This is a genomic window from Mycobacterium sp. UNC410CL29Cvi84, from assembly GCF_000686745.1.
In the GTDB taxonomy this organism is placed as follows: Bacteria; Actinomycetota; Actinomycetes; order Mycobacteriales; family Mycobacteriaceae; genus Mycobacterium; species Mycobacterium mucogenicum_B.
Genome location: NZ_JMLM01000001.1, coordinates 521124 through 535002 on the forward strand (window position 1 = coordinate 521124; position 13879 = coordinate 535002).

The window sequence follows — 13879 nt, forward strand, 5'->3', positions numbered from 1 at the left end:
TCAACAGACACAAAACCGTCCCTCCTCCGGGGAGAAGGGACGGTTCTGTGTGCGGGTCTACAGGTACTGACCCAGGTTGCTCTCGGTGTCGATGGCCCGGCTCGCGGACGAGCTCTTGCCGGTGACCAGCGTGCGGATGTAGACGATCCGCTCGCCCTTCTTGCCCGAAATCCGCGCCCAGTCATCGGGATTGGTGGTGTTGGGCAGGTCTTCGTTCTCGGCGAACTCGTCGACGATCGAGTCCAGCAGATGCTGCACCCGCAGACCGCGCTGCCCGGTTTCCAGCACCGACTTGATCGCGTACTTCTTGGCCCGGTCCACGACGTTTTGGATCATGGCGCCGGAGTTGAAGTCCTTGAAGTACATGACCTCCTTGTCGCCGTTGGCGTAGGTGACCTCGAGGAAGCGGTTGTCGTCGATCTCGGCGTACATCCGGTCCACGATCTTCTCGATCATGGCCTTGATGGTCAGCGCGCGATCGCCGTTGAACTCGGCCAGGTCGTCGGCGTGGACGGGCAGTTCCTCGGTGAGGTACTTGCTGAAGATGTCCTGCGCCGCTTCGGCGTCCGGCCGCTCGATCTTGATCTTCACGTCCAGGCGGCCGGGCCGCAGGATGGCCGGGTCGATCATGTCCTCGCGGTTGGAGGCGCCGATGACGATGACGTTCTCCAGGCCCTCGACACCGTCGATCTCACTGAGAAGCTGTGGCACGACAGTGGTTTCGACGTCGGAGCTGACGCCGGTGCCACGGGTGCGGAAGATCGAGTCCATCTCGTCGAAGAACACGATCACCGGGGTGCCCTCGGAGGCCTTCTCGCGAGCCCGCTGGAAGATCAGGCGGATGTGCCGCTCGGTCTCGCCGACGAACTTGTTGAGCAGCTCGGGGCCCTTGATGTTCAGGAAGTAACTCTTGGCTTCCCGGGCGTCGTCGCCGCGGATCTCGGCCATTTTCTTGGCCAGCGAGTTGGCGACGGCCTTCGCGATGAGCGTCTTGCCGCAACCCGGAGGGCCGTACAGCAGCACGCCCTTCGGCGGCCGCAGTGCGTACTCCCGGTACAGGTCCTTGTGCAGGAACGGCAGCTCGACGGCGTCGCGGATCAGCTCGATCTGCCGCGTCAGGCCACCGATGTCGCTGTAGGCGACGTCCGGCACCTCTTCGAGGACCAGGTCCTCGACCTCGGCCTTGGGGATGCGCTCGAAGGCGTACCCGGCCTTGCTGTCGACCAGCAGCGAGTCGCCCGGCCGCAGTTTGCGCGCGCGCTCGTCCGCCAGGTCATCGACACCTTCGAGCACCTCGGCGACCTCGGGGTCGAGGTATTCGAGCGCGACCAGCGGCTCGGCGAGCCAGACGATGCGCTCCTCGTCGGCATGGCCCACGACAAGGGCGCGCTTGCCGTCGTTCAGGATTTCGCGCAGGGTGCTGATCTCACCGACCGACTCGAACGAGCCGGCCTCGACCACCGTCAGCGCCTCGTTGAGGCGGACGGTCTGGCCCTGCTTGAGTTCGGATACCTCGATGTTCGGCGACACCGACAGCCGCATCTTGCGGCCGGAGGTGAAGACGTCGACGGTGTCGTCGTCGTGCGTGAGCAGCAAGACGCCGTATCCGCTGGGCGGCTGCCCCAGCCGATCGACTTCCTCACGAAGCGCCAGCAACTGCTGCCGCGCCTCTTTGAGGGTGTCCATCAACTTGCCGTTGCGGGTCGTCAGCGAATCGATGCGGGCTTCGAGCTGCTGCACGTCACGCGGTCCGCGATGCGTCGCGGCCGCGTTCGTGAGCTGCTCTCGCAGCGCCGCCGTCTCACTGCGAAGCCGCGCCAACTCGGCGGCATCGGTGCTGGACATGGGGTTCTGACGAGGTATGCCCGGGTTGCCGAAGGCGTCCGGGCGATCCATTTCAGACATCTTGCGCTCCTTTCCCGCACCGGAAGTTGGTGCGGCGGATACCTCAACGCTACCGGCGATCTGCCAATCATGGGCGTCGAAGGAATTGCGACACACGGGTGTCCCTCTGACCGCGCTGTTAATCTCATACGCGAGTCGGGCTCATCGAAAGGACCGCAGTGATCGTCAAATCCCTCGTCACCGGCATCGCAGCCACCGCCCTCGTCGGTGCCGCAGCCGTCGGTACGACCGTGGCTTCGCAGACGGCCATCCCGACCACTGGAACGTCGACGGCCGTCGCGCCGGTCGTCCGCCAGGTACCGCTGCCCCAGGCGCCCGCGCCGGGACTGCAGACGTCACTGGTGTCCACGCTCACCGGGCTGACGGCCGCCGGCAGCTTCGCCGGGTCCAAGGGCAGCTACATCCAGGGCGGCGTCGGCCGGCTCGAGGCGATCACCGCCGACCGGGCCTACAGCAATGCCGTGAAGCAGGGCGTGTTCCCCATGAGCTTCGCCATTGCCGATATCGATGACCTCGGCGATGGCACCGCGACGGCAAACGTCACCGCCACCGCCGCCACGGGTGCCACCGCATCCCAGCCGCTGACCTTCGTCGCCGGCCCCAGCCCCACCGGCTGGCAACTGTCCAAGGGGTCGGCCATGGCCCTGCTGTCGTCGGTGAAGTAGGCGCCAGGACCAGCCCGGTGAATCCGACCCGAGGAACCCTGATCGCCGTCGTCGCGACGGCGATCGGGTTGGCCGGGTGCAGTGAACACGTCGAGCCGCCCGCCGACCCCATGCCCCGTTCACTGCTGACCACCGACGCCAAGACACCCGCGGCCGCACCGCTGCCGTCACCCGACGCGATCACCGCGGTGCTGTACAAGATCGCGGACCCCGCGGTGCCCTCGGCACAAAAGATCGGACTGATCCAATACGGCACCGCCGAGGATCAGGCCGGGCTGGACAACTTCACCAAGGCGCTGCGCGACAACGGCTTCAATCCGATGAATGTGACGGCGACCGACCTGCTGTGGTCGGCCGGGCAGCCGGGCGACATCATCGCCACGATCACCATCAGCTCGGTCGCCGCGCCGGACAACAAGTTCACGTTCCCCATGGAGTTCAGTCCCATCCGGGACGCCTGGCAGCTGAACCGGCAGACCGCCAACCTGCTGCTCAAGCTCGGGCAGCCGGGCGGGCCCGGCGCCTCTGGTGCGGCCCCGACACCTGGTCGCTGAGCTGCCGATGTGGGTCGGTTGGCTGGAGTTCGACCTGTTGCTGGGCGATGTGCACTCGCTGAAAGAGAAGCGCTCCGTGATCCGGCCGATCATCGCCGAACTGCAGCGCAAGTTCTATGTGTCAGCGGCCGAGAGCGGCAATCAGGATCTGCACCGCCGGGCGGCGATCGGGGTGTCGGTCGTCGCGGCTGACCGCCGTCACGTCGTCGAGGTGCTCGATGCCGCCGAACGTCAGGTTGCGGGGCGCCCGGAGATCGAGCTGCTGTCCGCGCGGCGCGGCCTCGTCAGCAGCGAGGACTAGATGTTGCGCTTGCGCCGCAGCGGCTGCGGCGTCACCGCCCCCGGCGCAAGGCGGCGAGCGCTGATGAGGAACGCCGTGTGGCCCCGCATCGAGTGCTGCGGGCGCACCGCGAGGCCGACGACGTCCCAGCCGCGCTGCAGCGACTCCCAGGACCGCGGCTCGGTCCAGCACTGCTGCTCGCGCAGCGCCTCGACCGTCTTCGACAGCTGCGTGACGGTCGCGACGTAGACGATCAGGACGCCGCCGGGGACCAGCGCCTTCGACACCGTCTCCAGCACGTCCCACGGCGCGAGCATGTCGAGCACGACGCGGTCGACCTCGCCCTCCCCCGTCGCTTCGCTCGCCCCTGCGCCGCCGTCGTAGTCGTTGAGATCGGCGATGACGAGGTTCCAGTTCTCCGGCCGCTCACCGAAGAAGGTCTCGACGTTGCGCACCGCGTGCACCGCATGGTCGTCGCGCACCTCGTAGGACGTCACCGAACCGCCCGGGCCGACGGCCCGCAGCAGCGAACACGTCAGCGCGCCGGAGCCGGCACCGGCCTCCAAAACCCTTGCCCCCGGGAAGATGTCGCCCTCGTGCACGATCTGCGCGGCGTCCTTCGGGTAGATCACCTGCGCGCCGCGCGGCATCGAGAGGACGTAGTCGATCAGCAGCGGGCGCAGCACCAGGAACGGGTCGCCGTTGGTGGATTTCACGACGCTGCCCTCGGGCTGGTCGATCACCGAATCGTGGGTGATGATGCCGCGATGGGTGTGGAATTCCCCACCTGTCTCCAGCACCATCGTGTAGTGCCGGCCTTTGGCGTCGGTCAGTTGGACGCGGTCGCCGACGGTGAAGGGTCCGGTGATTCTCACCGGGCCAGCCTGCCAGCCGACCCGTCCCGGCAGACGGCCGGGGTTCGCGAACTTTGTCGTGGCCCCCACCTAAGCTGCAGGCATGAGTACCGCCAACGAGGAGCTGAAGGCGGATCGCCGATGACCGCCACTGCCCCCACCCGGCGGCCGGCGCTGTCGCCGTCGCGGGCCGGCGACTTCAAACAGTGCCCGCTGCTCTACCGGTTCCGGGCCATCGACCGGCTGCCGGAGCCGCCGTCGACCGCGCAGTTGCGCGGCTCGCTGGTGCACGCCGCGCTGGAGCAGCTGTACGCGCTGCCTGCCACCGACCGCGTGCCGGAGACCGCGCTGTCCCTGGTCACGCCCGCCTGGGACGCCGTGGTGGCGGAGAAGCCCGAGCTGGCCGAGGAGATCGCGCCCGAGCTGCGGGAGACGCTGCTCAAAGAAGCGCGGGCCCTGCTGTCGGGGTACTACCGGCTCGAGGACCCGACGCGCTTCGACCCGCAGAGCTGTGAACAACGCGTCGAGGTCGAGCTGTCCGACGGCACGCTGCTGCGCGGCTTCGTCGACCGGATCGACGTCGCGCCGACCGGTGAGCTGCGGGTCGTCGACTACAAGACCGGCAAGGCCCCACCGGAAGCGCGCGCACTGGCCGAGTTCAAGGCCATGTTCCAGATGAAGTTCTATGCGGTGGCCCTGCTCCGGCTGCGCGGGGTGGTGCCGGCGCGGCTGCGGCTGCTGTACCTGGCCGACGGCCAGGTTCTCGACTACAGCCCCGACCTGGCCGAGTTGGAGCGGTTCGAGAAGACCCTGATGGCCATCTGGCACGCCATCCAGAAGTCGGGCGAGACCGGTGACTTCCGGCCCAACCCGTCCAAGCTATGTTCCTGGTGCACGCACCAAGACCTGTGCCCCGCGTTCGGCGGCACTCCCCCGCCCTATCCGGGCTGGCCCGACAGTTTCGGAATCGCATGATCGACTGCTATTACCGTCGGCTCGACGCCGACGGCGATTTTCAACGCTTCGAATCCACCGAAGGCACCGGTAGTAACTGGGATTCGAGCATTCAGCACGGGTCGCCGCCGCTGGCACTGCTGACCAAATCGATCGAAGAGCTCGCCGCCGGTAGCGGCATGCAGGTGGGTCGGCTGACCCTCGACATCCTCGGCGCCATTCCGGTTGCGCCCGTTGCGGTTCGGGCGTGGGTGTCGCGGCCCGGCTCGCGGATCTGCATGATGACCGCGGAGATGACGGCGGCGCAGCGGGACGGTTCCGACCGTGCGGTGGCGCGGATGTCGGCCTGGTTGTTGGCGACGACCGACACGCGGGACGCGGCCCTGGATCGCTACCCGCCGATGAAGCGGTTGCCCGACACCGGTTTCCGGCATCACTGGCAGGGCCGGCCCGGCTATCTCGAGACCGTCACCTGGGAGCCCCAGCCCGACGATGCGGGCGCGGCCGTCGTGTGGATGCAGCCGCTGGTCTCGCTGGTCGACGACGAGAAACTGACCGCCCTGCAACGGCTTGCCATGGTCGTCGACTCCGCGAATGGCGTTGGCGCAGCACTGGATCCGAATGAGTTCATGTTCATGAACACCGACACCACGGTGCACCTGCACCGCGCCCCCGTCGGCTCGGAGTTCTGCCTGCGGGCGCGCGGTTCGATCGGGCCCGACGGCCTCGGGTCGACCACTGCCGAGCTGTTCGACGAACAGGGCTTCATCGGGACGTCAGCGCAAACGCTGCTGGTGCAGCGACGCTGAGTCGGGATCACTTCGCGACGTCGACGGCGGACGTGGGCGCGTCGAAGAAGACGCGCAACGCCGCGAGGTCGCCGGTGATGTCGACGAGCGGGGCGACGTCGTCGAGGGCAAGCAAGCCCGCCGCGAGCCCGAGAACAATCTGCGCCTCGGCCGTCAGCACGGCCTCGAGCTTGCCGCCGTCGGGCCAGCCGACGTCGATGCCGGCCGCGGTCGCGCTCAGTTGAACGGTGACACCGTCCACCACGATTCCCACCGTGGTCGGCCGATCGCCGGGCACACGCGCGGACAACAAGGCCGGCAGCGCCAGCAGCAGCCCGTCGGCGCGGAAGGAATCCCCCTCCGGGCCGCGGATCATCAGCGGCGTCGACCACCGGATCATGGCGTAGATCGGCTCCCGCAGCTGAGCACCCCACTCGGTGAGGGCGTACGTGATCGCGTTGGCCCCGTCGGACAGGCGCCGTTCCACCACGCCGGCGGATTCGAGATCGCGAAGCCGGTCGGTCAGTAGGTTCGTCGCGATCCCCGGCAGCCCCTCCCGGAGCTCACCGAAGCGTGCCGGACCGATCAAGAGCTGGCGGACGATCAGCAGGTTCCACCTGTCACCCACGACATCCAACGCCCTGGCAAGCCCGCAGTACTGGCCGTAGTCTCGACTCATCATCACCTACTTGCTAATTTAAAGTACAAATTATTATATCAACCATCTAGAGAGACGGCGGCCATGACCATCGAACAATCACCAACTCGGCCCGCGCGCCGCAAGGCGGGCATTCTGGCCGCCGTCTACGTCGCCGTGCTCGCCATCAACATCGACGTGACGATCGTCAACGTCGCCCTGCCCAGCATCGCGACCCAACTGCACGCCGATACCCGCGGCCTGCAGTGGGTCGTCGACGGCTACACCCTGACCTTCGCGGCGCTTGTGTTGGCAGCAGGCAGCCTGTCGGACCGCTATGGCCGCCGACCGGCGCTCCTCATCGGACTGCTCGGATTCGCCGTCACCAGCGGTATCGGCGCCGCGTCGACGAGCACGGAAGCCCTCGTCGCGGCGCGGTTCGGCATGGGCGTTTTCGCCGCGCTGATCTTCCCCACCACCCTGTCGATCATCACCAACACGTTCGACGACCGCCGCCAACGCGCCGCGGCACTCGGCGGTTGGGGCGCCGTGGTCGGCGTCGGCGTCGCCGCCGGACCGGTCACCGGAGGCCTTCTGCTCGAACACTTTTCGTGGAGCAGCGTCTTCTGGGCACTCATCCCGTTGGCGCTACTGGCCGCGGTTCTCGGGTTCTTCCTGGTGCCGGAATCACGCGACCCGGGTGTGCCCCCGCTCGACATCCGGGGCCTTGTCACCTCGACCGCGCTCCTCGGAGTGCTCGTCTACACCATCATCGAAGCCCCCGCCCGGGGCTGGCACAGCCCCGCGACGCTGTCCGGATTTGTTGCTGCCGCAGCGCTGACCTTGGCCTTCGTGACGATCGAGCAGGCCGCTGAGCACCCCATGCTCGATGTCAGGTTGTTCACCGACCGCAGATTCAGCGCCGCCAGCGCATCGGTGGCCGTCACCTTCTTCGCGCTGTCCGGCTTCATCTTCCTCATCACGCAGTACTTCCAGGTGCTCCGCGGATTCAGCCCGTTCTCGACCGGCGCCCGCATCCTGCCCGTCGCGGGCTCCATCGCCATCGGCTCCATCGCCGGCGGGTTGCTCGCACCGCGAATCGGTACGCGCGTCGTCGTGGTCAGCGGGCTGGCATCCTTCGGCACCGCCATGGCCTGGATCGCCGGCAGCATCGACACCGCCACCCCCTATTGGGCCACCATCGTTGGGCAGATGGTGCTCATGGGTCTGGGCATCGGCCTGGTCTCCACTCCCGCAACCGAATCCATCATGCTCGTGCTGCCACCAGCCCGAGCCGGTATCGGATCCGCGGTCAACGACGCCACCCGTGAGCTGGGCGCCACGCTTGGCGTGGCCATCGTCGGCTCGCTCTTCTCCTCGATCTTCAGCGACCGTCTCGCCGACAGCGCGTTCGCGGTGACCGGGAAGGCCGAAGAGGCCGGCAACTCCGTGCCGACCGCGTTCGGGATCGCCACTGCGAACCCCGAACTCCTTGCCGCCGTGCAGCATTCGTTCCTCAGCGGCATCACGACGGCGTGCGGCGTCGTCGCGGCGCTGTGCTACATCGCGGCTGCCGCCGGTGTCTTCGCACTACCCGGTCGACGGTTTCAGCCTCCGGTCAGCGCGACGAGCACCTCGGATGAGTCGGAGCCACGCGCATCGGTTGCACAGCAGGCGTGACGTAGGACAACGACCCCGAAAAATCCGGGCGTTCGCGCCGGCGTTGCCGTTTGCTGTGCGCTAGATCACCGCCCCGCGCCATTCGGTTTCGGCGCCGGCTCCCGACTACACCTGCAGAACGTGTCCGACATTGGCGACGGATATCAGAACTCGTGTTTTCAGGGGGAATCGTCGTGACGAACTTCATGTCGGGTGACCGGTCATGGTGGAGTCGCAGTCGTTGGTGGCGGGTGCCGGTGGCTTTGATGGTCACCATCGTCCTGTCGATCTGCGGGATACTCTGGTTGGCCGGCATGGATCGTCCGAGCTCGGAGGAACACGCCGGCGCGCCGCGGGTCTCGGACGCACCGGCCACGCCCCTAGAGGCGCCAACAAGCCCACTGACACAGCGGGTTCCGTGCGCGGGTCAATCATTCAGCCCGGACACGCTGGTACTGATGGCCGATGGCAGCAAGCGCCCCATCGCGGAGCTCAAGGCCGGCGATCGCATGTGGTCGGTCGACCCGGAAACCGGACACCGCAGCAGTGAGCTGGTGGAAGCGGTCCTGGTCGACCACGACACCGACCTGCTCGACCTCACGATCACCAACCCCGCCGATGTCGCTTCGGTGGTGCACACCACCGCCAAGCACCCCTTCTACAGCACGGGGCGGGCGTCTTCTGAGGTCTCCGGGTTGGCAGCCACCACCGGCGCACCGAGTCGGCCGGCGGCCGAATGGGTCGATGCGAAAGACCTGCGTTCCGGCGATCGGTTGACCACCCCGTTCCATGACAGCGTTGCGCACGTCGCAGGCAGCACGCCGGTGTTCGGCTCGGCCGACATGTGGGATCTGACGATCGCGAACACCCACGCCTTCTTCGTCGCCACCCTCACCGCAGCGGTCCTGGTCCACAACTGCCCGGCGCGGTAATCCGGCTGCCGCCGCGGACATCAACTGAGCTGGAGGTCCTCGACGTCGCCTATGGTGGCTTTGGTGGTGGTCGTGTCGCGGCATTCACCCAAGAGCTCGACCGATGCCAGGGCAACGCTGGCATCCGGCGGCGACAGCAGAGCGTTCACTGCACCCTTTTTCAACGCCGTTGAGTGGCTGATGAAGTCGCCGTCCGGAGACCATCCACCGCGCCGGAGGCGCTGGGTCATGTCGTCGAACTCCGCCACCGCAGCCTGCGGGTCAGCGGGCGGGCGATAGGAGATTCTGACGTCGCCGCGAAACGGCCCCTGGTTACCGTCGCTGCACGATGAATGCCAAAAGTGTGCCGATTCAATGGGTTTGGCGATGAGTCGGCTGACTTCTGTTGCAGCGTCGATGACTTGGCTCCTGGACTGCTGCGGTGTCATCGGATGGAGCACACCATTGGCGAGTGCATTCAGCGTGTCGCATCCCGCCAGTACCGTTGCCGCCGCGATTGGGATCACTACACACAGGGCACGGTTCACGGTGTCGAACTCCGTCCGCGGTGCTCCTGACCACTGGTCGGCGGCTGACGCAGGTCGATCAGTCCACCGTCGGCGCGGTAGCCCTCGACGGGTCTCAGCACGCAGCCTTCGCCGATCATGTCGGTCCGGTAGAACCGCTCGAACATCTCGGCCGCCTCGTGTGCGGTGAATACTTCGTGGCGGCTGATCGTCTCGACGCTGCGCGGCAGCACGATGTCGACGTCCTGCCCGCCGGGGCTCGCGTGCTGGTGGCCAACTACCGAACGCACTGACACCGCGCCGATCTCGGCTCCGCCAGGTTCGCAGTACTCGATCGTCATCGCGTCGGCACTGCCCGCGGCTTGCAGGTAGTGCGACGTGGAGAAGTCTGCCGGCGCCCCAGCCGATGGGCGGGCACTGAGGACGATGGCCCACGGATCGGAGCCGTCCATGTCATGCACGTGATGGGCCATCATGCCGCGGTGGTGTTCCCGGCTCAGGTCGACGGACACGTTGCTGCGTTTGGTCTCGTACATCGCCGAGTAATCATGCGTGGGTTTCAGACTGACCCTGAATTCGTAATACGCCTGCGGGCCTTTCGCCCACGCGGACAGGTACTTGAGCACGTCCACCGTCGAGGACATTCCGCCGCTCTCCCCGGCGACGATGGCTTGGTCCGCCATCTGTGCAGCCTCTTCGGCGCGGCCCGCGGCGATCAGCGCGGTGACCGTCCGTGTCAACGCCCGGTTCGGGGCAATGCCGTCACCGCGCTGCTCGAGCGCCGACACATAGTCGGCGACGGTCGGGTACGCGGTGATGAACTGGGTTCTGGCACGGTCGAATGCGTCGAGCACCGGGCTCCAGTTCGGCTCGTCGGTGGCCGGCACATCTAGTGAGCCCTCGTCGATGCGCAGCGGCTGAACCCTGAATGCCCCGTTGACCCGGCGGTTGATCCGCATCTGCGGACCCATTGACACATCGGGCAGGAAAGCGTCCCAGAGGATTTCGTCGACGGCCAGCGGCTTGACATCGACAGTCCAGATGACGCGTAGCCTGTCTGGGTCTTTGTCCGGATGAAAAACCCGCGGATAACACAGTTCGGTGAGATAGATGTCGTCGACCACGAACCCGGAACCACCGACGAACCTCATCCCCCGAGCGCGGCACGCCGGTCGCAGCGCGTCATTCCACGCCTGCTCCACCGATGAGCGTTTCGTCATGCGCCCCCCATGCCGCAGTACTTGTTGGCGCAACGCGCCGGATATTTTCAGGCTACGAGCAACCAAAGGCCGCACCCGACACCAATTTCCGCCGAGATGGCCAGCGAAGACGACAGGACTCGATGTCACGCGCGTCCTTTCTCAAATTTTGTCACTTTTCGGATCCGCCCCGGCGGGATAGCCCCTGGAAAACCGTTCTGCTGCGGTGGCCTGAACGGGACGCTGGGCGTCGATGTAGACCAGCGCGCCGCCCCGGCGCTGCCTAATGGTGGTCAGCCCCGCGTCGGTGAACCAACCGCCGGCGTCGGAAAACGTCGCGGGCGGGCCGAACACTCCGAATCGTCGACCAAACGCCATGAAGGCATCACAGCGCCGCAGCTCACCGTGAAGCGCAACGTCGGCGGTCACGCGGCCACCGGGCCGCACGCACCGCGCCATTTCCCGTACCGCTGCCGCCGGATCGGGAAGGCAATGCAGCCCGCTGAAGCACGCGACAAGATCGAACTCGCCGTCACCGAACGGCATGCTGGTGATATCGCACTCAACGAACTCCACCGTCGAATTGCCGCCGGCACCGGCAAAGCGTCGCGCTCGCGCAAGCATCGCCGGCGAGATGTCCGCCGCGACATAGCGCGCCCGCTGACCCGGACGCAGCCTGCGCAAGGTGATGCCACCGCCGCACGGCACATCCAGGATCGACGATCCGTCAGGCATGACGCTCACGGCATCCATGGCGCCAAGCAACCCCCGCGCATCGTCTCCGACGACCAGACGCAGGTACGCGTTGGCCACCGGTTGCCGTTGCATTGCCCAGTCATAGAACGAGCCCACCGTCGCGACAAACCACCGACTTCCCCAGGCACCAGTCAACATTCGCTCCCTTCAGGCCGCCGATCGATCGCCACGGCTTTCTCGTCATTACGATGCGGGCATGGTCGTCGGTGCGCTTCCAGAAACGTTCGCTCTCGATGACCGGCCCGTGTGTTGGCTGTCGTTGGGCAGCACCATCTATCTCGGTCCGCCGCTGGACCTCGGCGGGCACGCCAAGATGGTGGGCGCCCTCATCCTTGGCGTATCGGGACCGCTGACGATGACGAACGGCGGCCAGTCGGCGTGTGCCCGTTCCGTGTTCATCCCAGCGCAACTGGTCACGGAGATGGTGGAAGTGCCGGAGCGGGTAGCTGTGTGCACGTTCGATCCCACGGCCACACGAGTGGCGAGCTGCACCGACGGGATGTGCGAGAGCGACGAAGGTCTGTACACCGGTCACCGCAATGAACGCAGCCTCATCGAGATGTTCACCGAGGATGCCTTCAATCCTTACGGGATTCTTCACCGACTCGGGGTCTCCACGCCCAGTACCAGCCGACCGGTCGACCCACGGATCGCTCTGGTTGGCGAACAGATCCGTGGCGATCCGCAGACTACGGTCAGTGCATCGGAAGCCGCTGCAACAGTGGGACTTTCACCCTCCTACTTCCTTACACTGTTCGCAGCCGAGACCGGAACTACGTTCCGCAGGTACCGGTTGTGGGTCCGGCTGATTCACGCAGCAACGGCAATTGCCAACGGAAAATCCTTGACGCAGGCATCGGCTGACGCGGGATTCGCCTCTCCCTCACATCTCAGCGATACCGCCCGCGCGCTTCTGGGCGTCTCCACGACGGCCGCACTCGCCACCGGAGCACGGCTACTGGTTGACTGACCGCTTCACGTCCAGTTGCTGTACAGCCCTGGACACGACAGGTCGTGTCTCACGGATGGCGATTGGTCCTGTCTTAATCGTTGGTGTCGCGGGCCCGCGTGGTGGCGAAGCGTTTGTCGATCAGCTCCAGCCAGGCGTCTTGATGGTCTGCCAACGACTGACTTAAGGGTAGGGGCACGAACCGGCAGATGACAATGAGCCCGTCGTCGGCGTCATCTCCGCGAACGACATGCTCCCACTCGTCAGGGGTTGCGGAGTCGACATCAATCGTGAAGTAGGTGGTGCGGCGTGGTTGCCCGGTAAGGGGGTGTGGCCGATCCTCGGTCACCAGCTGCTCACGGAGGCGAAGACCCGGAAGGCCAGCCTCCTCGTGGACTTCCCGCAACACGGCTTCTTCGGTGGTTTCGTCGAAATGGACACCGCCAGCGGGGATCTGCCTGCCGGCTTGCGCGCATGCAGCTTGCTCGAAGACGAGCAGCTCCCATGAGTGGCGCCGCCGCAGAACATAGGCAGCAACTCGTATCCGGGGAGAACTCTCAGATTCATTCTGTAGTGGTCACGGTCCTAGTGCGGTGGGTTCGAGATGGCGGGTGTCCGCGAGCGCGGCCACTTGGCGATTGTGGAAGTAATCATCCTGGCGAAGGGTCGTGATGCTGCCGGGAGTTGATCGAAAGTTCGCGTAGCCCAACGACTCCGGGGGCATTCGTATCCAGGCGGCGATAACGAAGGTAAGTGCGAACCCATGTGTCACGATCACTTGATGTTCGGCGGGGCTCGCCACAATGGGTTCCATCGCTGAATAGACCCGAGCTGCGAAATCCGCCTTCGTTTCGGCCCCGGGGATGCCCTCGTCATGGTTCAACCGATCACCGGCAGCCGGCGGGGGGATGAACCGCTCTCCGAGCCAGCGTTGGGGACGTCCCTCAGCTGTCCCGTAGGACTTTTCGCGTAGGCGCCGGTCAAGGATCACAGCCGAGTTGATTGCATTGCTAATCTGCTCAGCGGTACGTCGGGCACGCAGTGAGTCCGACGAGAAGATGTCCGCAGTGACCCCGCCTGGGATCTGTTCACGCATCCACCGTGCGATCGACATCGCATCGGCCAAGCCCTTCGCCGTCAAATCTGAGTCATACCAGCCGCCGACCAAATCCTCGCAGTGGTGCGTGGATTCCGGATGGGTCACTACGTAGATCGTCTTACCCACGCCCTACCGTAACGAG

The 13879-nt window shown here is 66.1% G+C and carries 16 protein-coding genes; 8 read left to right on the top strand and 8 right to left on the bottom strand.

The genetic code is table 11. The features are described 5' to 3' along the window. Positions 1-57: 57 nt before the first annotated feature. The gene (arc, locus tag BR47_RS0102595) at positions 58-1896 is read right to left on the bottom strand and encodes a proteasome ATPase (protein ID WP_502685812.1); all 1839 of its coding nucleotides are present in this window, start codon (positions 1894-1896) and stop codon (positions 58-60) included. Positions 1897-2063: 167 nt separating this feature from the next. Here arc and BR47_RS0102600 point away from each other — a divergent pair, with 167 nt between their 5' ends. Genes BR47_RS0102600 through BR47_RS0102610 form a run of 3 tightly spaced genes read left to right on the top strand, consistent with a single transcriptional unit; the run spans position 2064 to position 3425 of the window. After that, positions 2064-2570 carry an MTB12 family secreted protein gene (locus tag BR47_RS0102600; protein ID WP_020103706.1) on the top strand — a complete coding sequence of 169 codons (507 nt, stop codon included), beginning with the start codon at positions 2064-2066 and terminating at the stop codon, positions 2568-2570. Positions 2571-2587: 17 nt separating this feature from the next. Next, the gene (gene lppK / locus BR47_RS0102605; protein ID WP_029118485.1) at positions 2588-3124 is read left to right on the top strand and encodes a lipoprotein LppK; all 537 of its coding nucleotides are present in this window, start codon (positions 2588-2590) and stop codon (positions 3122-3124) included. 7 nt (positions 3125-3131) lie between these two features. Further along, a complete protein-coding gene (locus BR47_RS0102610) occupies positions 3132-3425 on the top strand; it encodes a DUF503 domain-containing protein (protein WP_029118486.1) in 294 nt (97 codons plus the stop codon). On the opposite strand, the gene BR47_RS0102615 is transcribed toward BR47_RS0102610, so the two are convergent. Then, complete coding sequence (locus tag BR47_RS0102615) at positions 3422-4279, bottom strand: tRNA (adenine-N1)-methyltransferase (RefSeq protein WP_029118487.1); 858 nt, start codon at positions 4277-4279, stop codon at positions 3422-3424. The genes BR47_RS0102610 and BR47_RS0102615 overlap by 4 nt on opposite strands. A 120-nt stretch (positions 4280-4399) precedes the next feature. On the opposite strand from BR47_RS0102615, the gene BR47_RS0102620 reads away from it, so the two are divergent. Together BR47_RS0102620 and BR47_RS0102625 are read left to right on the top strand one after the other, a co-directional pair. Then, positions 4400-5233 carry a RecB family exonuclease gene (locus BR47_RS0102620; protein ID WP_020103702.1) on the top strand — a complete coding sequence of 278 codons (834 nt, stop codon included), beginning with the start codon at positions 4400-4402 and terminating at the stop codon, positions 5231-5233. Further along, positions 5230-6021 (top strand): thioesterase family protein, encoded by a 792-nt coding sequence (locus BR47_RS0102625; RefSeq protein WP_029118488.1) that lies wholly within the window; start codon positions 5230-5232, stop codon positions 6019-6021. The genes BR47_RS0102620 and BR47_RS0102625 overlap by 4 nt, the downstream gene beginning before the upstream one ends. Positions 6022-6028: 7 nt before the next feature. On the opposite strand, the gene BR47_RS0102630 is transcribed toward BR47_RS0102625, so the two are convergent. Beyond that, positions 6029-6679: a winged helix-turn-helix transcriptional regulator gene (locus BR47_RS0102630; RefSeq protein WP_029105740.1), complete on the bottom strand. Its 651-nt coding sequence runs from the start codon at positions 6677-6679 to the stop codon at positions 6029-6031. Between the two features lie 63 nt (positions 6680-6742). On the opposite strand from BR47_RS0102630, the gene BR47_RS0102635 reads away from it, so the two are divergent. Beyond that, a complete protein-coding gene (locus BR47_RS0102635; protein WP_029118490.1) occupies positions 6743-8317 on the top strand; it encodes an MFS transporter in 1575 nt (524 codons plus the stop codon). 437 nt (positions 8318-8754) lie between these two features. Beyond that, positions 8755-9228 carry a polymorphic toxin-type HINT domain-containing protein gene (locus BR47_RS33430; RefSeq protein ID WP_177127301.1) on the top strand — a complete coding sequence of 158 codons (474 nt, stop codon included), beginning with the start codon at positions 8755-8757 and terminating at the stop codon, positions 9226-9228. A 20-nt stretch (positions 9229-9248) separates the two neighbouring features. Here BR47_RS33430 and BR47_RS0102645 read toward each other — a convergent pair whose 3' ends face one another. The 3 genes from BR47_RS0102645 to BR47_RS29490 form a co-directional block, all read right to left on the bottom strand. Next, complete coding sequence (locus tag BR47_RS0102645; RefSeq protein ID WP_141772145.1) at positions 9249-9755, bottom strand: lipoprotein LppJ family protein; 507 nt, start codon at positions 9753-9755, stop codon at positions 9249-9251. Further along, positions 9752-10954 (bottom strand): hypothetical protein, encoded by a 1203-nt coding sequence (locus BR47_RS31865; protein WP_141772146.1) that lies wholly within the window; start codon positions 10952-10954, stop codon positions 9752-9754. Before BR47_RS31865 ends, BR47_RS0102645 begins: the two co-directional genes overlap by 4 nt. A 141-nt stretch (positions 10955-11095) precedes the next feature. Continuing rightward, entirely contained in the window at positions 11096-11827 is a 732-nt protein-coding gene (locus BR47_RS29490) for a class I SAM-dependent methyltransferase (RefSeq protein WP_081831170.1), read from the bottom strand. A 58-nt stretch (positions 11828-11885) separates the two neighbouring features. Here BR47_RS29490 and BR47_RS29495 point away from each other — a divergent pair, with 58 nt between their 5' ends. Further along, a complete protein-coding gene (locus BR47_RS29495) occupies positions 11886-12659 on the top strand; it encodes a helix-turn-helix transcriptional regulator (RefSeq protein WP_051634561.1) in 774 nt (257 codons plus the stop codon). A 73-nt stretch (positions 12660-12732) separates the two neighbouring features. Here the strand turns inward: BR47_RS29495 and BR47_RS0102665 are convergent, their stop codons facing one another. Then, positions 12733-13182, bottom strand: coding sequence for an NUDIX domain-containing protein (locus tag BR47_RS0102665; protein WP_029118492.1), 450 nt, complete (start codon positions 13180-13182; stop codon positions 12733-12735). A 33-nt stretch (positions 13183-13215) separates the two neighbouring features. Continuing rightward, positions 13216-13842 carry a histidine phosphatase family protein gene (locus tag BR47_RS0102670; RefSeq protein ID WP_197035039.1) on the bottom strand — a complete coding sequence of 209 codons (627 nt, stop codon included), beginning with the start codon at positions 13840-13842 and terminating at the stop codon, positions 13216-13218. Positions 13843-13879: the final 37 nt, after the last annotated feature.

Coding starts and splice junctions, on each gene's coding strand:
- arc (WP_502685812.1), bottom strand. CDS start 1,896: ATGGATCGCCCGGACGCCTTCGGCAACCCGGGCATACCTCGTCAGAAC.
- BR47_RS0102610 (WP_029118486.1), top strand. CDS start 3,132: ATGTGGGTCGGTTGGCTGGAGTTCGACCTGTTGCTGGGCGATGTGCAC.
- BR47_RS0102620 (WP_020103702.1), top strand. CDS start 4,400: ATGACCGCCACTGCCCCCACCCGGCGGCCGGCGCTGTCGCCGTCGCGG.
- BR47_RS0102625 (WP_029118488.1), top strand. CDS start 5,230: ATGATCGACTGCTATTACCGTCGGCTCGACGCCGACGGCGATTTTCAA.
- BR47_RS0102630 (WP_029105740.1), bottom strand. CDS start 6,679: ATGAGTCGAGACTACGGCCAGTACTGCGGGCTTGCCAGGGCGTTGGAT.
- BR47_RS0102635 (WP_029118490.1), top strand. CDS start 6,743: ATGACCATCGAACAATCACCAACTCGGCCCGCGCGCCGCAAGGCGGGC.
- BR47_RS33430 (WP_177127301.1), top strand. CDS start 8,755: ATGGCCGATGGCAGCAAGCGCCCCATCGCGGAGCTCAAGGCCGGCGAT.
- BR47_RS31865 (WP_141772146.1), bottom strand. CDS start 10,954: ATGACGAAACGCTCATCGGTGGAGCAGGCGTGGAATGACGCGCTGCGA.
- BR47_RS29490 (WP_081831170.1), bottom strand. CDS start 11,827: ATGTTGACTGGTGCCTGGGGAAGTCGGTGGTTTGTCGCGACGGTGGGC.
- BR47_RS29495 (WP_051634561.1), top strand. CDS start 11,886: ATGGTCGTCGGTGCGCTTCCAGAAACGTTCGCTCTCGATGACCGGCCC.